Genomic DNA, 21,862 nt, shown 5'->3' with positions numbered 1-21,862 from the left:
AGGTGTCAAAAATGTAGAATTCTTCCTCTTTAGATTAACTAGAATATTTGCATAAACACAACAATTGGTCTTGATCCCTTTTTCTTTTCCTATGCTCTTTTAAAAGCAATGCTTTTAACGTTCATAACAAAAGAAAAAGCCCGATTTCTATTCAGAAATCGAGCTTTGCTCTAAGCGGAGAAAGAGGGATTCGAACCCCCGGAGGTGTGACCCTCAACAGTTTTCAAGACTGCCGCATTCGACCACTCTGCCATTTCTCCTGAGTGCCTCATCAAGGTATTTCCTTGAATGCGGGTGCAAATATAAGACGCTTTTTCTTTTTAAAAAACTTTTAAGAATAAATATTCTAAAAAAAAACAGCATTCCTGTCAAAACAATGACATCTTTCGGCTTGTAAACGTATCATTAGTAACGGTAGCGTCATTCCGAATTCATTTCGGAATCTCATGCTACGTGTGTCGAGTCATTTAATGAGAACTTGAAACGAGTTCAGGTTGACATTTATATAGTATTGCGGAGTATAGCATTGATAAAAATAGTAGCGATATATTTCTTGTTCATAAGGAAATCTTATGCTTCATATGATAAATATAAATAAAAATATATGTAAGATTAGATGGATATTTGCACGACATTAAATTGTAAATATTATGAATAGAGGAGGGCTTATCGGTTTTATAAAAGAATACATTCAGATTCTACTAGGGATTATGTTAGCAAGTATCGGCCTAAAAGCCTTTTTATTGCCTAATGGTTTTCTAGATGGTGGTGTGACGGGTATCGCCATCTTATTGAGTGAAATTTTTGAGATAGACATCTCTTTTATTCTTATAGGCGCAAGTATTCCATTTATTATTATCGGAATATTTACCATATCTAGACGTATTTTAATAAAATCAATCATTTCTATTGTCTTGCTTTCTATATCGATTCATATAGAAACCTTTCCAGCAATTACAGATGATAAACTCTTAATAGCCATTTTTGGAGGCTTATTCTTAGGATTAGGAATTGGTCTTGCTATCAGAAACGGTTCTGTCTTAGATGGCTCAGAAATACTCGGGATCTTTATCTATGATCGGTTTGGAATTAGCATCGGAAAAAGCATTCTTATTTTTAATAGTATTCTCTTTATCATTACTGCTTTTGTGATCTCAACCGAAGTAGCGATGTATTCAATACTCACCTACATCGTAACGGCCAAAATCATCGATTTGGTCATAGAAGGCTTTGAAGATTTTGTTGGATTTACCATTATTTCTAAAAATGCTATTCAAATCGAAAACGCATTACTGGCTGAAATAGGGGTAGGAGTCACGGTTTATAAAGGCGCTTCTGGATATGGTAGTTCAGGACAGCAAGAAGAAATACGTATTATTCATACGGTGGTAAATCGTATTGATATTCGGAAATTATATCGATTATTAACCAAAATAGATAAGACTGCTTTTATCATTGAATTTGACGTTAATAATGTAAAAGGTGGTGCTTTACGTCATTATTTCAATAAGAAAAAAGGAACACAATTATCTACCTCTATTATAGCGCCTATCAATGAATAAGTTTTTATAATTCAATACTATGGGAACTGTTGCTGTATACGCTTTCGCGAAAGCGTGCTCAGACACATTTTTATAAATATATTCTATCTAAGTTTTATTAACAAAACCTCCATTCTGTCTTAATAAGATTGGGGGAGACGAATGGAGATAATGTTCTTAAAATTAACAGTTTGTTTTATAGTATAATTAGTTGTTTGGATTCTTTTAAATATACTATTTTATAGAAACGATTTTGGATACTAGATTTTTAGAAGAAGAATTGCTGAGTTCATTAGCAGTAGGCTGTCTGCCACCAATACTTATAGACATTTTTCCTGCTGGATGTATCTTATTACCTTCTTCGTCTAGTTGTGCATATAATTTTGATGTGATACTAAAATCAACCGTTTTTGTTTCATTTGCTTTTAGATGAATGCGTTTAAAACCAACGAGCGATCGTATGGGAGCATCATGTGTACTATTGATATGGGTGATATAGACTTGTACCACTTCGTCTCCGTCTACCTTACCTGAGTTGGTCACTGCTACTTTTAAAGTGATCTCTTTTGGAGTTTCTATGACATCAGGGATTTCTAAATGATCATAGTTGAAAGTCGTATAACTCAATCCATGTCCAAATGCATATAACGGATCACCTTTAAAATATTTATAGGTTCTATTTTGCATCCCATATGATTTAAAATCTGGTAAGTCGTTTACAGATTTGTAAAAAGTAACCGGTAATCTACCTGCGGGGTTGTAATCTCCAAATAATACATCGGCAATGGCTTTACCACCAAATTCTCCAGGATACCATGCTTCAAGAATAGCAGGAATATTTTCGTCTGCCCAATTTACGGCTAAGGCACTTCCGTTCATAAGTACTAATACTGTAGGTTTTCCTAGTGCTTGCACTTCTTTTAGTAATGTTATTTGTGTTTTAGGAAGGGTAATCTCTGAGCGATCTCCTTTATCAAAACCTTCGAGTAATACAGGCATTTCTTCTCCTTCAATATTGGGAGATAAGCCTAAACAAAGCACCACCACATCTGATTTTTTAGCAGTTTCAATCGCAGGACTTAATAAATCTTGATCCTTTTTTGCCCATACCAAATGTGCTTGCGGATCTGTATGATAATTGAAATAATTTATTTTGATATCGTAAGCAACTCCTTTGGTAAGCTCAGCATCAAAATACCTTGTTTTTGGTTCGTGATCATCACTAAATTCAAATTGTAATTCGTCATTAAAATAGATGCTACCTCCGCTACTTGCTTTTAACCCTATTCGGTATGGACCACTTTCTTTAGGAACAATTTCCCCTGTCCACCTCACTGAAAATTCATCGTTTTGAATACCTTTTACAGGTTTTTCTGGCATCCATATAAAGTGTACTGTAGTATCATTTCTTACCAGTGTTGGTTCACCTTCCCAAGATCTATTAGCGTAATAGGCACCTTTTAATCCTTTTTTATCTCCATTTTTAAGTACAGAAGTGGGAATGGCTTCTAAAATAGGCCATCCTTCTGCCACATCACTACCTAGTGCGTAATTAATTTGTGCATTGGGTAGTTTATCTTCAATTGCTTTAAGCGGCGTAATAAATTGATGTGGTGTACCGTGATAATTTCCTAGTAAGGCCTGTTTTGAGTTGGCATTAGGACCTATCACTGCAATGGATGTAATGTCTTTACTCAGTGGCAATATGTTATTATCGTTTTTGAGTAATACCATAGATTCTCTGGCTACTTTTTCAGAAAGTTGGTAGTGTTTGTCACTAGCGACCACATCATATGGAATTTGCGCCCATTTTACGTATTTTACGTCATCAAACATACCAAGTTTAAAACGAGCAGTAAATAGACGATGTAATGCGATGTCTAATTTTGACTCATCAATAAGTTCTTTAAGAACGGCTTCTTTTAAATTTGGATCATATACACTACCACAATTTAGATCGGTACCTCTGTCTACGGCTAAAGCACCTGCTTCTGCAGCAGTTTCAGTTAAGCCATGTCTGTTGGGTTCCCAAAAGTCATTAATAGCCCAACAGTCGGATACTACATATCCTTGAAAATCCCAATCATCTCGTAAGATTTTTTGAAGTAATAAATTACTGCCACAACAGGCTTCATCCCTAAATCTATTATAGGCACACATGACAGAGTGAACTTTGGCTTCTTTAACGGCAGCTTCAAATGCAGGGAGATAGGTTTCATATAAGTCTCTATTGGAAACTTGATAATTATCTTCGTGTCTTGATTTTTCAGGTCCGCTATGCACAGCAAAGTGTTTTGCAGTAGCGACCAGTTTTAAGTACTTAGGATCGTCTCCTTGTAATCCTTTGATATAATGAACGCCGATTCTACTGGTTAAATACGGATCTTCTCCATAAGTTTCCTGACCGCGTCCCCATCTTGGGTCTCTAAAAATATTAATGTTAGGTGTCCAGAAAGTCAACCCTTGATAAATACCTCGTTTTCCTTCTTTGGCAAATTTATGATGTTTGGCACGAGCCTCATCAGAAACAGCAACACCCATGTCATGTATTAATTCAGGATTCCATGTAGATCCCATACCAATTCCTTGTGGAAATACTGTGGCTTCTCCAGCACGAGCAACACCATGCAAACATTCGTTCCACCAATTGTAAGCGGGTATCCCTAATCGATCAATTGCTGGAGCATCGTATCGCATTTGTGATACTTTCTCTTCTAATGACATCTGGCTCACAAGATCAGTAGCTCTTTCTTCAAATGATATAGCGGTATCTTGGGATGTATATTCTTGTGTTACTGTAGTGCGTTCTTTACATGAACTAACTAGGATCATAAAGGTAGCACATACTAAAAGCATATTGATTCCTTCTACTCCGAATGTTGGTCTATTTGGTTGATTTTTCATAGTATTTTTTATTTACAGCGCTTTATGTGTGTTACTTCCATAGTTCTTCCATTTCTTCTAAGGTTTTTCCTTTTGTTTCAGGAATAAATTTCTTAACAAATAGAAAGGCTAAAATCCCCATAATACCATATACCCAATAGGCAAACCCGTTGTGAAATTGTTCGGTGAGATAACGGTTGTCATCCATCATGGGGAAGGTGAAAGACACCGCATAATTTGCAATCCATTGTGCAGCTACAGCAATGGCCATGGCACGACCACGAATTTTATTTGGAAATATTTCTGATAATAATACCCAAGTGACAGGTCCCCAGCTAAGTGCAAAGCTAGCAACATATATCATCATACATATCAGGGCCAGATATCCTGTAGCTTCCGAATAAAAAACAAAGCCTAGTGAAAGCATGGCTAAAGCCATTCCTAAAGCACCTATCATCATTAAAGGTTTTCTTCCATAACTGTCTACTGTTTTAATAGCAATAATGGTAAATAAGAAGTTGACGACACCTACAATGATAGTTTGCAAAAGAGCACCATCAGTATCTGGGTTTATGTTTTTAAAGATTTCTGGCGCATAATATAACACGACATTGATCCCGACAAACTGTTGGAAAACAGAAAGCATCACTCCAATGATAATGATGCCCCAACCAAATGAAAGTAGTTTTTTTGAATCAGGTTTATCTATAGAAGTTTTAATTTCATGTTGTATTTTATGAGCTTCAGACTCACCATTCACTTTGATGAGTACTTTCAGCGCTTGTTCAGATTTACCTTTAAGCATCAACGATCGAGGAGTGTCAGGCACAAAGAATAAGAATAATAAGAAAAGTCCTGCAGGTATGATTTCTGATGCAAACATCCATCGCCAGCCTACAGTATGAAGCCATTCGTCTGAACCGCCGAACTTAGAGATGAAATAGTTGACAAAATAAACAACCATAAACCCAGCAATAATGGCTAATTGATTATAGGATACTAATTGCCCTCTTTTTTTTGCAGGCGCTATTTCTGCAATATATAAGGGGGATAACATAGAAGCTAGCCCTACACCAATACCTCCAATAACTCTGTAAATAATAAAAATAGTAGAAAATGTGTGATCTGCTTCTCCTATAGGTTTTAGTAACATCTCAGGCATCGCCGACCCTAAAGCAGAAATGAGAAATAAAATACCAGCTATGACAAGTCCTTTTTTTCTACCTACGCCAGTACTTACAAAACCACTCAATACACCTCCTATAATACATCCAATTAAAGCACTAGAAACAATAAATCCTTTAAAAGCACTTGCTGCATTTTCGCTTAGATTTTTGGGTGTGACAAAGAAACTTTCTAAAGAACCCACTGTTCCTGAGATAACACCTGTATCATAACCAAAAAGGAGTCCTCCTAAAGTAGCGACCATAGCTAGTTTAATCAGATATGAAGAATTCTTAGAAGAAGCCATAAAATGAGAGTTTATATGTATTGGTTAATGATATTTTCAAAGAGTTCTTGCTTGCCACTTTTTAATGGGAGTTCACCATTTTCTTTGGCAATTTCATACAAGTCTTGTAGGTTCATATTACCAGCTTCAAATTCCTTTCCTTTTCCAGTATCAAAGGAGCTATAACGTTCTTCTCGTAATTTTAGATAAGATGATGATGTCATGATCTTATCGGCAGTGATAAGTGCTCTCGCAAATGTATCTGCGCCACCAATATGCGCATAGAATACATCTTCCATATCGGTAGAATTACGTCTTATTTTAGCGTCAAAATTGATACCACCTCCTTGTAAACCACCTGCTTTTAAGAATACCAACATGGCTTCGGTCGTTTCTTGAATGTTATTTGGAAACTGATCTGTATCCCATCCATTTTGATAATCACCTCTATTAGCATCTACACTACCCAACATACTAGCTTTTGCTGCTACTTCCAGTTCATGTTGGAAGGTATGTTGTGCTAGTGTCGCATGATTTACTTCTATATTTAATTTAAAATCCTTGTCAAGTCCATATTCTTTTAGAAAACCAATAGCCGTAGCAGCATCAAAATCGTATTGATGTTTCATAGGTTCCATTGGCTTTGGTTCAATAAAGAAAGTACCTTTAAATCCTTGAGATCGCGCGTAATCTCTTGCCATTGTTAAGAACTGTCCCATATGATCTAGCTCTCTATGCATATCAGTATTAAGTAAAGACATATAGCCTTCACGACCACCCCAAAACACATAATTCTCACCGTTTAATTTAATGGTAGCATCTAATGCTAGTTTTATTTGTGCACCAGCTCTTGCTACAACATCAAATTGAGGATTGGTAGCAGCACCATTCATATATCGTGGATTCGAAAAACAATTGGCTGTTCCCCAAAGGAGTTTGATACCTGTTTCGTCTTTCTTTTGTTGAATATAGTCTACAATAGTATCCAAACGTTTTTCAGATGCTGCGAGTGTCGCTGCTTCTTGTACAAGATCAAAATCGTGAAAACAGAAATAGTCAAATCCTAATTTTGAAATAAACTCAAAAGCAGCATCAGCTTTATCTTTTGCCGCTTGTATAGGATCTGAAGCTTGATCCCAAGCAAAATCTTGAGTGCCTGGTCCAAAAGGGTCTGATCCTTGACCACAGAAGGTATGCCAATAGGCAATAGCAAATTTAAAATGCTCACGCATTGTTTTTCCTGCGATTACTTTTTCGGGATCATAATATTTATATGCCAAAGGATTATCAGATTGAGCTCCTTCATAAATGATCTTTGGGATGCCTTTAAAATACTCGTGGCTAGCCATAGTTTTAGTTGTTTTTTAGTGTATGTTCTAATTCTTTTTTCCAGTGTAGATATGCTTCTTGATATTGAGAAGCATCTTTAGCAGGGTGATAGGTCATGACATGATCATTAGAAACTATTTGTTTACTAAATGATGTAAAGTCATGGTCTTTAAGACTCGCAGCTCTAGCAGCTCCTACAGCACCTGTGGTATTATATATTTCAATCGGTTGTTCAATTAATGTAGCGATGGTGGTTCCAAAGACTTCCGATCTAAATAAATTATCATTTCCTGCCCGTAGCGTATGTATCTCGGTATGATCTTCTTTTAATAATTCCATTCCATAGATAAAAGCAAAGGCGATGCCTTCTAATCCTGCTCTATAGAGATGTGCCTCCTGATGACGATTTAAATCAAGATTTTTGATGTGTGTACCTATGATACGGTTGTGAAACATTCGTTCTGCACCATTACCAAAGGGAAATAATACCAAGCCATCTGCTCCAATAGGAGCTGTAGCTACTTTTGTATTCATTTCTTCATATGATGATGCTTTGGTATTGTTGAGTAACCAACGGTATTGTATGCCAGCACCATTAATATTGAGTAACCTTCCTACATTTGGAGTTTCAGCAGTATAATTTACATGTGCAAATTGATTTACACGTTGAATCTCTTCAAATGTTGATTGTGCAGTAACTGCATACATCACCCCAGAAGTTCCTCCTGTGAGGGCAGCTTGTCCAGGTTCAAAAACACCTAAGGATAAAGCATTATTAGGTTGGTCACCAGCTCTATAGGTTATAACCGTTCCTACGTTTAATCCTGTTTCTTTGGAAGCTTTTGTGTTAACCTTACTTTGTAAAGTGAAATTTTCAGTAAGTGTAGGAGTGAGGTGTTTATCAATGTCATAATGCTCTAATAATACATCAGCAAGTGTATGATTTTTATAATCCCATAAAATTCCTTCGGAGAGTCCGTTTTTAGTCGTGTTAATGATACCACTTAACTTATAGGCGATATAATCTCCAGGTAACATGTATTTATGAATAGCATTGTAAAGATCAGGTTCATTGTCTTTCACCCATTTTAATTTAGAGGCTGTAAAATTACCTGGGGAATTAAGAAGTTGATGAGAACACTTTTGAGCGCCTAAATCCTCATATGCTTGATGCCCTATGCTTACAGCACGACTATCACACCATATGATTGAATTTCGCAAAACATTTCCTTTATCATCAAGAAGAACTAATCCGTGCATTTGGTAGGCAATACCTATAGATTGAATATCTGTTGCATCTATTTGTGTTTCTTCTAGTGCTCGTTGAATAGCTTTACAGGTGTAGGCCCACCATATCGCTGGATTTTGTTCAGCCCAACCCTTTTCTGGTGCATGAATTTCCATTTCTGTAGCGGGTTCGTGAAGCGTAGTCATACATTCTCCTGTAGCCGTTTTAATAATAGCTACTTTTACAGACGAGCTCCCTAGATCTATTCCTATGCTATACATCTTTATAAGGATTCTCTAAGGGTTAACGTTGTAGGAACATAATGTTGCATTGGGGTATCTGATGTAATAAATTCAGCAGCTTTTGTTCCTAGTTCCTTAAAATCTGTTGAAATCACCGAAATTCCCTTATAAATAAATTTCTTCATAGGGGTTTCATTGTATGAAAGGAAACCAACATCTGTTCCGGGTTCAAGATGATGGTCTTTACTCTGTTCTAAAAACCTTCCTAGCATACGGTCACTAACACTTACATACGCAACTCCTTTTTCTATATTAAAATTCTTAGAATCGGTAATTATTTGATAATCGAAATGGAAATCTTTACAGAATTTTTTAAAATAATCAAGAGTTTCTGTTGGGTGATACGTAAATGAAGGATATAAAAAGTCTATTCTCTTATATTTTCTTAATGCTTTCTCTGCTGCAGTTATCGCTGTATAAAAAGAGGCTCCGAAGTCCTGAAAAACATAGTTACTATCTGAGTCTGTATGAATATTCCAATCTATTTGTAATAATTTATCACTACTAATTTTAGAGAGCACATCTGTAACATCTTCGTGATCAAAGTTCATAATGATATACTTATAGTATTTACCAGCGCTATTGTTTATGATCGTTTTAAAATTATCAATATTATAATGATGAAATTGTACATCAGATATAATATTATCAGGTAAATTATTGATAAATGAGTGGTATAAAACCTCTTTGTATGCTTTAAAAGTATCTAAGACTAATAATACTTTTTTGGTGTCATGTGCGACAAAATACCCTTTGTTAGGTACGGCATCTACAACACCATTATCTTTTAGAATAGAATAGGCCTTAAATACAGTATCTCTAGATAGTTTATGTGTTTTACAAATAGCATTTACGGATGGTAAAACACTTCCTTTTTTTATAGAACTTTCGGCAACAGCATCTACAATAGCGGTTACAATTTGCTGATATTTAGGGATATCACTTGCATGATTGATTTGTAATAAGGTTTTGTTTACATCCATTCTGTTCTGTTATGGTTCGAATTTATAAAAATTATTTTGAAAATCACTTCTTCTTTATATTTTTCTCACAGTGATGTGTGCATATGATGGGTGAGGGGTGGTCGATTATATCGCTCTCAAATCTCTGGTGTGAACCGTATGTAAGTAACTACTCATATTACGTTTGCAGCCTTTTTTTGGTACGCTTTCGCGAAAGCGTATACAGCATATTCATCCTACATGATATGAATCCGTTGTGTATTTAGATGTTCATAATGCTAATTTTCTGGCGAATTTTTTAGTTTTTACTTCAATTTTAAAGGAAGCGCTAAAAATTTTGTCGATACTCCCTAGGGTTAGAGAAAAAATCTATCAAAGTAATCAAAATGTACAATTGGTCGTATGAATATATACCACAGCAACTAATGAAATAATGCTATGTATAAAAAGATTGAATGACAGTTAGTTTAAAACCAAAAATCACCGATATCATATGGATACCGGTGATTTTGTTTGATATATTAAGGATACTAAAGTCCTGTTCTAAAAATAAGATCTAACCCTACAAAAGGAGCTGCTTCAAACTCTGAATTAAGTCGGTTTCTGTCATCGCCTCCTACTTGAAACGTTAATACTTGAACACCTACATCATCGCCTTGTGCATATAAGCCGTAATCAGTAGTGTCAAAACCAACTCTCGCACGTACAATAAGTGTGTCATCTAGCAACCCATAGGCTGCAAATGCAGAAAAACGTATAGATTCTTCTTGCACATAAAATCCATCACCTAATTGTGATGCTATATTATACGATTTTACAGAAGTAAGAAGATTTGCACCTACGCTAAAGTGATCTGCGACAGAATAATTTGCATCGGCTCGTATCGGTAATGTCGCATTGATATAAAACTTTTTGTTTTTTGATTTATACCATAACCCAATTAATGGGGTGATGACTGTTCCAAAGTTTTCTGATGATACATAGGTTCCAAATTTTAAGCTATACTTACTAGAGTATCTTTTTTCTAATAAAGCAAGACCTCCCATCTGGAAATCATTATCTCCCAGATCATTAAAATCTGAAGCAAATTTAGGAAGTGCTACATACGTACCACTCCATTTATTACCATGATCAAGTTTTACACCTAGATTGAGTCGTGTCATGATTAAGTTGGTTCTACTTATAGAATTATTTAGACCTAATCGTGTGTTCTCATACGTAAATCCAGAAATCATTGTAATATCACTCGTTAAAGGCAAAGGGAAATAAACCTCAACATTTGTATTACCAACATCGGTTTCTTCATCGTTGTCTACATTCCCTAATGTAGTAGTATGATAGGTCGCTTTTACAACATCTAAATAGTCTTGAGCATGTATAGCTGTTCCAAAAATTAGAAAAGCTAATAAGGTTATTTTTTTCAACATAATGATTTGGTTTTTGAAGTTTTACTTTTACTTGGTTGTTGTTTTGTTTATTTTTTGATTTTGGAAGTTAAACAAATATACTAAACCATAATACTTTATATGTATTAAATATGATTATATCATGTATAAATAGGTGTTTATTTACGTGTTTTATATTCTTTTGAATAGAAAAAACCTAACTTCTTATTAGAAGCTAGGTTCTGATAGTTAGCACATTACCTAGTAATTATAATAGTCGCTGATCACAGTGTTTTTACTTATGCCATTCCTTTTGATACGCTTATTTTTCTACGATTTCTTCTTGTAATGTGTCAGAAAGCTTATTCCCTTTTTTATCAATAGTAATCATCCAGACGTTGGTTTTACAATTGTTTTCTAGCGCTAGATTATTTGATATACATGCTTGTTTAGTTCCTTTAATGATATAACCATTCTCAGTTTCTTCAGCAAAATTTCCATATTCATTATAAAAGTCGCCATAGGTAGCGCTCCATTGTTCTTTTCCATCATTAGCTACTTTAATAATGTATACATCATAATTTCCATTACCATAGGAACTTGTAGATCCTACCAGAAGATAGCCTCCGTCTTTGGTATCAATAATAGAGTTGGCTTTATCGTAGCTACTGCCACCGTATTGTTTAAACCAAATTTCATTACCATTTTCATAATTTTTAGTCAATAAAATATTGGAACCTTTTCCTTTAGAAGCTATTGTAGTGACTTGTATAGAACCATTGTCTGTAGGTATGACAGACTGAAACTCTAATGATGTTTTCTTTACAAACTTGATGTTTTTAACGCGATTTTGAGAGAGTAAAATTTCGCGCACTCTATTAAAAGGATCTCTTTTTACTTTTAGTTTATAATCAGAGACCAATAAATTTGTGGGAGTTAATAGGGTGATTTTAGGAGTTTGATCTTCATCTTTTAGTTTGATAAATAAATCATTTTCTTTTTTTAAAATTTCAAAAGCTACATCTAGTTCTGTGTTTTTATAATGTCCTGTGTAGGCATCTAATTCAAAACTGTTTACACTTGTATTGGGAAGTTTTGAGTGATATCTTGGATCTTCTCCTGGAAGATATAAAGTAAGATTTATAGGCTGATCATTGGTTTGAGTAAATACAATTTTTTCATCAGGAGACTCTTTAAAAACATACAGGTTTTCTCTTTCTTTTACGAGTATAAATGGATTGTTGTTATCTCTTTGATATTTTATATTTCCATCTTCTTGGAAAATCTTTATAATAATATTTTCATCGGCTGTGATATAGGTTCCTTTTAGTGATTTTAAAGAAAGTGGATTTCCTAACGAGAGGCTTTCAAAATCTGTAGGAGTGATGACGGTTTCTTTTTTAGGTAAAATCACATTTGCTATCTGATTTGCGATACCGCCACTCCAAACGGTACTATTGGAACTCATCACAAAAATAGAAAGTCCTTCTTCTGGATAACGAACCATTTGTGCATTATAGGAACCTGTGCCTCCTGCATGGTGTATGGCTTTGTAATTGAGTTTCTTGGTGAGTTCTAACCCAAAACCATAGGTGGTAATCTCACTATTAGGAATAGGTAGCTGGCTTTGTATCAATAATTGATTCGTTGTTTTTTGAGCATTTTGAATCGCTTGCTCAAAAAGTAGTTGATCTTTAAGTGTGGTAAATAAAAAACCATCGCCATATAGATTCGTAAGCATAGGAAACTGTTGCCATACGCCATTTCCCCAATCTGAATAGGGAAGTGCTTGGTTAGGAATAACTGCCATATAGTTTTTTACAAATGCAGTGTTTTTCATTCCTAATCCTTCAAATAATTGTTTTGAATAGTCATGAAAGGATATTCCAGATGCCTTCTCAACAATTTTTGTTAAGAGGGTATAATTAGAATTACTGTAGGTATAATCAGTTCCGGGGGTAAAGTTGAGGTCTTCTTGTTTTTCTAGTAATGCTATCACATCATTATTATCTAGGCCTATACGACTCCACCAAGCATCCATTTGTACGCTCATTAAATCTGAATAGTCTCTAATCCCACTGGTATGATTAATGAGATGCCTTATCTTAATAGGTTCCTTTATATTTTTGTATAACTTAGGAAGATAGGTACGGATATCATCTTCTAAATTTAATGACCCTTCTAGATGTAATTGCAAAATACATAAGGCTGTAAATTGTTTCGCTACTGAAGCGATATTAGAACGTGAATTTTCCGTTGTTTTTACTTGATGTTGTAAGCTAGTAAGGCCATTGTAGTATTCATATACTATAATACCATCTTTAACAACACCTACAAATAAACTAGGATCATTGGTTTCTATTTGAGAAGAAACAATAGCGTCTATTTTATCTGTAGCAATTGTTTGTGCAATGCTTATATAAGATACTATGATAAGAATAGTGGTGATTACTTTTTTCATAATGCGCTTTTAAACTGATACACAAATATCTTTTGTTTACAGGTCTTACGCGCTTCAAATCTGGATTTGAGACCTATTTTATGATAAAGTTGCAAGAAATTCTTTAGGAGAAAGTGAAGTGTGTTTTTTGAAAGCTCTATTAAAAGTTGCTTTAGAATTAAAACCACATTCTAAGGCAATACCTAATAAAGTTTTTGTTTTTTGAGCATCATTTTTTAATTGCTCTTTGACAGCTTCTACCCGATAATAATTTATAAAGTCATTAAAATTCATCTGAAATCCACTATTTACAATAGAAGAGATAAACTTCGTATTAGTCTTCAATTGAGCAGCCACATCCGAAACAGTTAAAGATGAATTTTCATACAGCTTTTCTATGAGCATAAGGTCTAGTAACTTTTGTTTCCATGCATCGGTATTCGGAATAGTGATTTCTAATCTTTTCTTTTCTGTATGTTGATTGGGTATGTCTGGATCAGATTCATCTACCGGAGTATTTATAGGAATCATTGCCTTTACCGTATTAGAATAACCACTTAATGCGATATAATAATATAATGCTGAAAAACAGAGATAATACCAAAACTTACGACCAAATTGCCCCCATTCAGGATTTATGATAAAGTATAAAACTCTTAGTAATAGAATAACTAAAAAGGCAATAAAAAAATGTTGTAACCATTTAAACAAAATTGAATCGGCAAAACTTACGGTTTCAAAAGCTATTTTTTTATAATTTATATAAAAGCGCAAACTTAAAACTAAGTAATACACCATGGATGCTAATCCTGCGATTTGATACCATAGGTCAAAATCTTTATCTCTACCATCTGCATAAAAATAAGGCTCGTCTACTATAAAAACATCTGTAATAAAAACGATAAGACTATAAACCATATATACAAAAGCAGGAACGAGATGTATATAATCTTTTTTTGAAATTTTAAAGGACGAATTTAATAAACTCTGCGAATAAAAATAGAGTACAGGTCCTATAAGAAAAAGCTGTTGAAATGGTATAAAAAACAAGATTTGCCTATAAGGTGGCTCAGAGTACCAATTGGCATACCCCAGCATAAAGGGAGTAATGTATAAAGTACATAAGAATACAAAAAGGCTCAGCCATTTACTAGATTTGATATCACTTTGTATACCTTTTTTTAATAATAAAAAAGAGAATACAATTCCGTGAAAAAAGAAAATAAGTAAAATAGAACTCTTAGGTCCAAAGCCAAAAAACATAGGTACTTCTTATGATTGATTGATGACACAAACACATATTTATAGCTAAACATGTGTTGTAGTTTTAAATTCTCTATAAATATAGTTTTATTAAGCGATTTTTATTAGATGTTGTAAAAAACAAAATAATTTCGTGTAAGATATTTTTTGATTTTCCTTATATAAAAATAGTATTTTTGTAATGTATAATTATGTTAGCCCCATATGATTAAACGTAAAAAAAATATGAATATAATGGATCGTATAGCACGATTTGTTATTTCACTAGTACTTCTTGGAATTGTAATTTTCGGACCTTTATGGAATCTTTTAGGATTCTTTTTAATCTTGCTCTCAGGACTTTTTTTAGCAGCAGGCATTTCAGGTTTCTGTCCTTTCTATAAATCTATAGATGTAGACTTTAGTAAATCTGATGAGTATTTTAAGTAATGTGTATACGCTTTCGCGAAAGCGTACTCATGAGATTCACAATCATAGAGCGTGAAGTGATCAAATATCATATCCTAGAATTATAATATTAGTGCTATCGCATCATTTGAATGATACGTTTCCCAAAACTCGTTTTCTGGCCAGCGTTGTTCTCGTAGATATAAGGTGTTTTTAGTATCCAGATAAGTAGTAAGAATCGCTTGCATATCTTGATGGTATTCCTGCAAGCTATAAGAAGGGCTTGTAAAAGCCTCACATGCACGATGAGCTGTATAGATGGCATTGGTAATGCCATGAGAAGATAATGGATCAAATGCTATGGCAGCATCGCCTATAGCGATCCAGTTTTCTCCTGCTATCTGTTGAGGTGCTGACGAATCTGCCTTTCCCCCATGTATCGTATTGGGCACTTCTTTTGCTAAGTATTTCCGTAAATATTTGGTGCCAGAAAGTATAGTTTTCCAATGAGAATACGCTGTGAGTTGTTTGTGTAAGCCTGTATTTTTAGTGGTATATAAGGTCATTACTTGCGTCTCTTTATCTAGGCCAGAGACAATACCCCATCCGCCAGCAAAAGATTCTGTAACTACCTCATGAATCATATGTTTATGTTTCTTTTTGGGGAGATGACAACTAAAAGCTAATAACTCATCATACTGTTTGATAGGGATTTGTAATGATTGAAGCAGTACACGGTTTCGTCCTGTAGCATCTACAATATAGTTCCCTTCAATGTGTTGTTTTTCTTTTTTATGAGTGATGGTAACTGTTACCTTGCTTTTTGTATGGTTTATAGTATCTAATAGGTCGAATGGTAGGATATGGCTCGCTACTTTTGCTTTTAATGCTGTTTGAATACCTTGCTTATCTATTTTCAGTCCGTACTTAAAAGGATTGCTTGTAAAGAAGTTGGTGGTTTGTAAAGCCTTGCTTCCCCATACTGCATGATATCCATAGGTTTTACGAAGTGCATTTTCTTGAAAGAATGAAAGTAACTCCAGTTCTTCCAATAAAGCCATGGCCGATGGGGGAAGCGTTTCTCCCAATGCCATGACTTTTTGTTTCTGTACGCGATGTAAAACAATGTGTGGTATTTGCTTTCTTTCTAAGAGCAGCGAGAGGGTGAGACCAGAAATCCCACTACCTATAATAATCACATCTGTTTTAATCATGCGTTCTATTTATGATTGTTTGCCATTAAAGGCTACATATACAATTTTTGGAAGCCCTTTTACATTCAATTTTCTTCCTGTAACCACTCCAATATCTTTCCATTTATAGACCATATTAATAAGTCCGTTCATATACCCACCTTCTGCGTGATATCCTATAAAACCTGTATCTGTGGTATGTAACCATGCTAAACGAGAAGCATAAATATTATGTTTGGTTTTCAACAAAATAGTTGGGTCTAACAGTTTTTGATACGCATCTTCTGGTAATACCTGAACGGGTAAATTGGCTGCCCACCAAGAAGGAATTGGGTATTGTTTTTCAACAAATACAGCCTGACAACTTCCTGCATCTGATTGCCACGGGATTCCCATCCATTTGGTTAAATCACCAGGCGTTGTTTTCCATAGCCAATGATCGGCTCCTTTTTTCATTGATTCCTTGATGTTATTAGAATCCATTTGGAAACCAAAGTCATTATAGTAGATCTTTTTTTGTTCTTCAGGAGAAGCTGTATTGAGACGTATTTCGCGTAAGCCATAAAAACCATAGGTATAATTTTTGTGTTCCGATACCCAAGGATAAATCATCTTATTTTCTGCATACATCAGATCATGACGCATAGGCCATGTAAGTTCTACACCTGGATGGAAACCGCCACCATAGAGCGTTTCTAATACTGCACGCGTCATTAATAAGGGTTTTCTAGCCTCATCTTTTGCCGCTTGCTTAAAACGTTTACGATAGAATCTTCCCATCTGATTGATGTTCTTGAATTTGAAACTATCTGGAGTTTCAAATTCTCCATCTTTCCATTTCTTTAACTCATCATAAATCATAGGAGGAATTGCAAACCATTGCGCTGGACTTCCCGGATAATCAATTCCATCCCCTGGATAATACGGTAATTTTAATTCTTGAGTACCACTCCCTCTATTATCAATATTAGTCATATCCTTGCTCGGAATGATAGGCTCATTATCATAATTATAGATTGGATTTCTAAAAAGCTTAAAAATCATTTCACGTACTTCATCTGCTTCTTTGCGCTCTTCAGGAGTACTTCCTTTATCGTAGATATATTTGAATTTATTATCCTTTGCTAGTTTGTCCATCGTTTCTTTAAAAGAAGGCGAAAGGAAATCTCCTAGATTTACCCATTGCATTCTATACAAACGATACATCATAGGAAATACCAAGCTCAATTCTGGGGTATAAGTATCATTTGCAGCACCACATACTAAATCAAACATGGTAGAAATGGGTTGAATTTGAGGTGCATAATCTGGTGGAGCAGAAGCTACCCACGCTGCACTCTCTGCATCTGTGAGATGATATTCATTCTTTCCGTCTTTTGATTTGATGGTAGCAGTAATACGTCCATCACAGATATCATCATACCAATTTGAATTATCGGCAAAATCAGTATTTAAATCTGAAGGGTTTAAGGAAGCAGAAATCCCATCTGCAGGATAGAAGATGAGTGTACCATCATCATACTCGGCAGTTCCAAGGTTTACTTGCTTTGCATTGGTATGTAGACTTTTGGCAAGCATACTTAGCGCTTTCCCTTTGGTAAACGGAAACTTCCCTCGAATTTCTTGTCGTTTATGTGATTCACTTACCGCTACAGCATCTGGGCTATTGACAAGCTCTTTACGATAGTCATATCCTCCTTCTTGTCGTATGCCTTGATCTAATACATTTGGATTTCTACGTTTTGCTCCTACACCTGGCGCAATATTTTTTTCAACAAAGTTGGGCGATAAGTTTTGATTATCTGCGACTACAGATAGATCTAAACTATTATTAAAATCATACCAGAATGGCTTTTTATTAGCAACTTCAACAGACCAATGAATATCATAATCTTCTGCGCTAATGGCACATATAGGTTTCCCGTCATCATCACATTCATAGATATAAAAACGTTGTGCCTGCTTCTTTAAAGCACCGTCTTCTGTGATGTAGTTTTGTTTGGTGTCGTATAAATTTTCCCAAGGAACTTCTGGACTAAAAATAACTTGGTCTTTAGTTGCTGGACCATTTCCCATTCGAGCGATTCCAATGGAGGGATAAATTCTAAATTTAGGTTGGCTCATGTTTTTTGGTTTTTAAAATTTGAGATTCTAAAAATACTGCCGTGCCTTCAATTTTATATACGTATTTCTACTGGTTTCCTGTTTGTTAACGGTTATCTGTTATCTGTTATTTGTTATCTGTTATCTGTTATTCGTTATCTGTTATCTGTTATTCGTTATCTGTTATCTGTTATTTGTTATCTGTTATCTGTTTTTTGTTATCTGTTATCTGTTATCTGTTATCTGTTATCTGTTATCTGTTATCTGTTATCTGTTATTCGTTATCTGTTATCTGTTATTCGTTATCTGTTATCTGTTATTCGTTATCTGGTTTAAAAGTTTCAGATTTCAATTTTTTAAGACTTGAGTCGGTAATTCTGATACACTTTCGTAAAAAAAGCGAAAGCACTCAATCACCTATGCTATTGCTTTTGTTACCTATGTTAGGTGACTGAGTGATTGTATATCTGAACGACGGGATTATTAAAAATTGTATCGAAGTCACTGGGTTTTGAGATTTGATATTTGCTTTCGCGAAAGCGGAAATCGACATTACATAAATTTAAAAACGACCCCTGACATCTTCTGTCAATGACGCTAATATTTTTGCAGTATAAATAATTTATAAAAACAATTACATCATGAAAAACGCAGTTAATTGGTTTGAAATTCCAGTAAGTAATTACGAAAGAGCAAAAAAATTCTATTCAGCAGTAATAGGTGCCGAGATTATTGATCACCATATGGAAGATAAAAATATGAAGTATGGTATTTTTCCATATGATATGGAAAATAATAAAGTAGGCGGTGCTATTCTGCAAATGGAAGGTATGAACCCGTCTACCGATGGATCTACGATTTATTTGAATGGAGGCGAAGATTTGAGTGTGCCTTTAAGTAGAGTCGAAGGTGCAGGAGGGAAGGTCGTAATGCCTAAAACCGATATTCAGGAAAATGGATTTATTGCTCAGTTTACCGATACAGAGGGAAACCGCGTCGCCCTCCATTCTATGGGGTAATGAGTAATGCATCATAAGTTCTATACACATAGCACTTATGTTACTATAGCAAACGTCCTGATCAAGCGTTTGCTATCTTTGTAATGTTATGTCACAACTATCTAGACTCATATCAATTTTAACGCTGTTACGTTCCAAACGACTGCTAACAGCCACTGAACTCGCCGATAAATACGAGGTAAGTGTTCGTACCATTTATAGAGATATTCGTAAACTAGAAGAGGCAGGAATTCCTGTGTATACGATTGAAGGTAGAGGGTATAGTCTAATAGATACCTATTCGGTGGCTCCTGTACAGTTTACAGAACAACAAGCCAATGCCTTAATTACGGCTCAACATCTGGTGAGTCAATCAAAAGATGTTTCTTTCGTTACCGAATTTAATGAGGCGCTTACAAAGATTAAATCAGTATTTCGGACTTCTATTCAAGAGAAAAGCGAATTATTAAATGATAAAATATTGGTATTTAACTGGGAGCGAGAGGAGTTTTCCAGTAATGCCTTGTCAGAGATTCAATTGGCCATTACGCATTTTAAGTATATGGAAATCAATTATCAAAAAGCAGATGATCCTACGATTACCTTTCGGAAGATAGAGCCTTGTGCGATGTATTCTGCGTATCATAAATGGATCCTGATTGCTTGGTGTCATTTACGTCAAGACATGCGTGCTTTCCGTATAGATCGTATCCAACACTATAAAATCTTAGCAGATACCTTTGAAGATCGGAAGTTTAGTATTCAGGACTATTTTGCGACCTGCCCGTTTGATGGTAAATAGGGGATCTGTTATTTGGTTTCAAGTTTCAGGTTCTGAGAATATGGTATGTAGAAAATAGAGAAGAGATCATAAACTATAATCTTACGTCATAAGTATTGATTTTAAATTAGAGTCCTACGTCTTAAATCCTATGTCTTGATTTCAAGTTTCAGGTTTTCATATTTAGTTTTTGCTTCTGAGTGCGCTTTCGCGAAAGCGTATAAAAAGATACCTTTGTCTACATGCAAGGCGGAAATACCTTATTGACCATCCTATTATTACTCGGCACCTTACAAGGGCTGATTACGGTAGTGGTGTTATATCGATTGCAGGTGAATAAAAATGCCAACAGACGACTGGCATGGATTCTTTTATTGATCTCTTTGGCGTGTCTGAATTTGTACTTGCTGAATGCGGTTACAGTATCTAGTGTAGTGTTAGATGTGCTACAAATGATTGTACCTTTGGTAGTGATTATGCCAGTGGGGCCGTTACTTTATTTCTATGTTCGCGCCTTATTGTATCCTGAAGATACACTCTCTAAAAAGGATAAACGTCATTTTTATACAGTGATCCTAGATCTGATTCCGCAACTTATCGTACTAGTGTGTATCATAGGTGGTTTTTTAGGGGTATTACCCAATACCGATATGGGAGGTGTAGGCGATTGGATAGATGGGTACAATACCTATGTTGATATTCCGCGATGGCTGTCATTGGTGGTGTATCTATGGTTTTCATATACGTTATGGAAACAGCAATCTGTGCAGCAAAAGGAGACCGCTTCCGCGAAATGGGCTCAACGGTTTTTAATGGGCTTTACCATATTTGCAGGGATCTGGGCGTTGCATTTGATTCCGTATACCATTCCGAATGTGTCAAACTACTTATTGTCTTATGTGGGTTGGTATCCTGTCTATATTCCGTTAGTGATTTTGGTGTATTGGTTGGGTGTCAACGGGTATATTATTGGTTATAAAGCGATCACTAAGTCATCAGTTTCAACAGTAGCCTCTCCAGAAGTTATCACTAAAACGGTCACGGCTTTAGAAACACTGATGAACAAAGAACAATGGTATCTCAAACCAACGCTTAAATTACAAGATGTGGTACAACACACAGGCATTCCGCAGAAAACTATTTCTAGCGTATTGAATCAGCATTTAGGAAAGAGTTTTAATGAATACGTAAATACGTATCGCATCACCGAATTCAAAAAACGAATTCTAGACCCATCCTCAGAAAACTTAACCATTACAGGAGTTGCCTATGATTGCGGGTTTAATTCCCAAGCGACTTTTCAGCGTGTTTTTAAAAAAATGACCCAACAATCTCCCAAAGAATTTAAAGAATCACAAGAAAAGAATTGACCTAATATGTTTTTCCCCAACCCTAAAGGGTGAACATATTCTCATTTTTTGCTCCCTTTAGGGACGGGGAGACAAAAAATAGGAGCAAGCTTTCATATCAATTCTGTCTTTTCCCCAATTCTAAAAAGATGAACATATTCTCATTTTTTGCTCCCTTTAGGGACGGGGAAACAAAAAATAGGAGCAAGCTTTCATATCAATTCTGTCTTTTCCCCAATTCTAAAAAGATGAACATATTCTCATTTTT

At 35.1% G+C, this 21,862-nt stretch carries 15 protein-coding genes and 1 tRNA gene; 5 read left to right on the top strand and 11 right to left on the bottom strand.

Going from position 1 to position 21,862, the window contains the following annotated elements; all coding sequences use genetic code 11:
• Positions 1-175: 175 nt before the first annotated feature.
• A tRNA-Ser gene (locus Q1A01_RS23070) sits at positions 176-260 on the bottom strand.
• 390 nt (positions 261-650) lie between these two features.
• Here Q1A01_RS23070 and Q1A01_RS23065 point away from each other — a divergent pair.
• Positions 651-1,562 (top strand): YitT family protein, encoded by a 912-nt coding sequence (locus Q1A01_RS23065; protein ID WP_299685769.1) that lies wholly within the window; start codon positions 651-653, stop codon positions 1,560-1,562.
• 213 nt (positions 1,563-1,775) lie between these two features.
• Here Q1A01_RS23065 and Q1A01_RS23060 read toward each other — a convergent pair whose 3' ends face one another.
• From Q1A01_RS23060 to Q1A01_RS23025, 8 genes are all read right to left on the bottom strand, one after another.
• The gene (locus tag Q1A01_RS23060) at positions 1,776-4,445 is read right to left on the bottom strand and encodes a glycoside hydrolase family 3 C-terminal domain-containing protein (RefSeq protein WP_299685766.1); all 2,670 of its coding nucleotides are present in this window, start codon (positions 4,443-4,445) and stop codon (positions 1,776-1,778) included.
• A 31-nt stretch (positions 4,446-4,476) separates the two neighbouring features.
• Positions 4,477-5,895 carry a D-xylose transporter XylE gene (xylE, locus tag Q1A01_RS23055; protein ID WP_299685763.1) on the bottom strand — a complete coding sequence of 473 codons (1,419 nt, stop codon included), beginning with the start codon at positions 5,893-5,895 and terminating at the stop codon, positions 4,477-4,479.
• A gap of 11 nt (positions 5,896-5,906) precedes the next feature.
• Positions 5,907-7,223, bottom strand: coding sequence for a xylose isomerase (gene xylA, locus Q1A01_RS23050; protein ID WP_299685760.1), 1,317 nt, complete (start codon positions 7,221-7,223; stop codon positions 5,907-5,909).
• A gap of 4 nt (positions 7,224-7,227) precedes the next feature.
• Positions 7,228-8,712, bottom strand: coding sequence for an FGGY family carbohydrate kinase (locus tag Q1A01_RS23045; RefSeq protein ID WP_299685757.1), 1,485 nt, complete (start codon positions 8,710-8,712; stop codon positions 7,228-7,230).
• Between the two features lie 2 nt (positions 8,713-8,714).
• Complete coding sequence (locus tag Q1A01_RS23040) at positions 8,715-9,716, bottom strand: GntR family transcriptional regulator (protein ID WP_299685754.1); 1,002 nt, start codon at positions 9,714-9,716, stop codon at positions 8,715-8,717.
• Between the two features lie 509 nt (positions 9,717-10,225).
• A complete protein-coding gene (locus Q1A01_RS23035; protein WP_299685751.1) occupies positions 10,226-11,122 on the bottom strand; it encodes a DUF6268 family outer membrane beta-barrel protein in 897 nt (298 codons plus the stop codon).
• Between the two features lie 280 nt (positions 11,123-11,402).
• Positions 11,403-13,541, bottom strand: coding sequence for a serine hydrolase domain-containing protein (locus Q1A01_RS23030; protein ID WP_299685748.1), 2,139 nt, complete (start codon positions 13,539-13,541; stop codon positions 11,403-11,405).
• 78 nt (positions 13,542-13,619) lie between these two features.
• Positions 13,620-14,783, bottom strand: coding sequence for a helix-turn-helix domain-containing protein (locus Q1A01_RS23025; protein ID WP_299685745.1), 1,164 nt, complete (start codon positions 14,781-14,783; stop codon positions 13,620-13,622).
• Between the two features lie 204 nt (positions 14,784-14,987).
• Between Q1A01_RS23025 and Q1A01_RS23020 the strand changes: the two genes are divergently transcribed.
• A complete protein-coding gene (locus Q1A01_RS23020; RefSeq protein ID WP_366520127.1) occupies positions 14,988-15,212 on the top strand; it encodes a DUF2892 domain-containing protein in 225 nt (74 codons plus the stop codon).
• A gap of 80 nt (positions 15,213-15,292) precedes the next feature.
• Here the strand turns inward: Q1A01_RS23020 and Q1A01_RS23015 are convergent, their stop codons facing one another.
• Positions 15,293-16,384 carry an FAD-dependent monooxygenase gene (locus Q1A01_RS23015; RefSeq protein ID WP_299685740.1) on the bottom strand — a complete coding sequence of 364 codons (1,092 nt, stop codon included), beginning with the start codon at positions 16,382-16,384 and terminating at the stop codon, positions 15,293-15,295.
• Positions 16,385-16,393: 9 nt separating this feature from the next.
• Positions 16,394-18,487, bottom strand: a complete 2,094-nt coding sequence (locus Q1A01_RS23010; RefSeq protein ID WP_299685737.1) for a LodA/GoxA family CTQ-dependent oxidase — start codon at positions 18,485-18,487, stop codon at positions 16,394-16,396.
• A 620-nt stretch (positions 18,488-19,107) separates the two neighbouring features.
• Here Q1A01_RS23010 and Q1A01_RS23005 point away from each other — a divergent pair.
• The 3 genes from Q1A01_RS23005 to Q1A01_RS22995 all read left to right on the top strand — a co-directional run bounded on the left by Q1A01_RS23005 (position 19,108) and on the right by Q1A01_RS22995 (position 21,615).
• Complete coding sequence (locus Q1A01_RS23005; protein WP_299685734.1) at positions 19,108-19,485, top strand: VOC family protein; 378 nt, start codon at positions 19,108-19,110, stop codon at positions 19,483-19,485.
• Positions 19,486-19,573: 88 nt separating this feature from the next.
• Positions 19,574-20,266 (top strand): YafY family protein, encoded by a 693-nt coding sequence (locus Q1A01_RS23000; protein ID WP_299685731.1) that lies wholly within the window; start codon positions 19,574-19,576, stop codon positions 20,264-20,266.
• A gap of 221 nt (positions 20,267-20,487) precedes the next feature.
• On the top strand, positions 20,488-21,615 hold the full coding sequence (locus Q1A01_RS22995) for a helix-turn-helix transcriptional regulator (protein WP_299685728.1): 1,128 nt from the start codon (positions 20,488-20,490) through the stop codon (positions 21,613-21,615).
• Positions 21,616-21,862 lie beyond the last annotated feature (247 nt).

This window comes from uncultured Dokdonia sp., assembly GCF_947492815.1.
Classification (GTDB): domain Bacteria; phylum Bacteroidota; class Bacteroidia; order Flavobacteriales; family Flavobacteriaceae; genus Dokdonia.
Note: the sequence above shows the minus strand (reverse complement) of the source record. Positions and strands in the feature narration are given on the sequence as shown.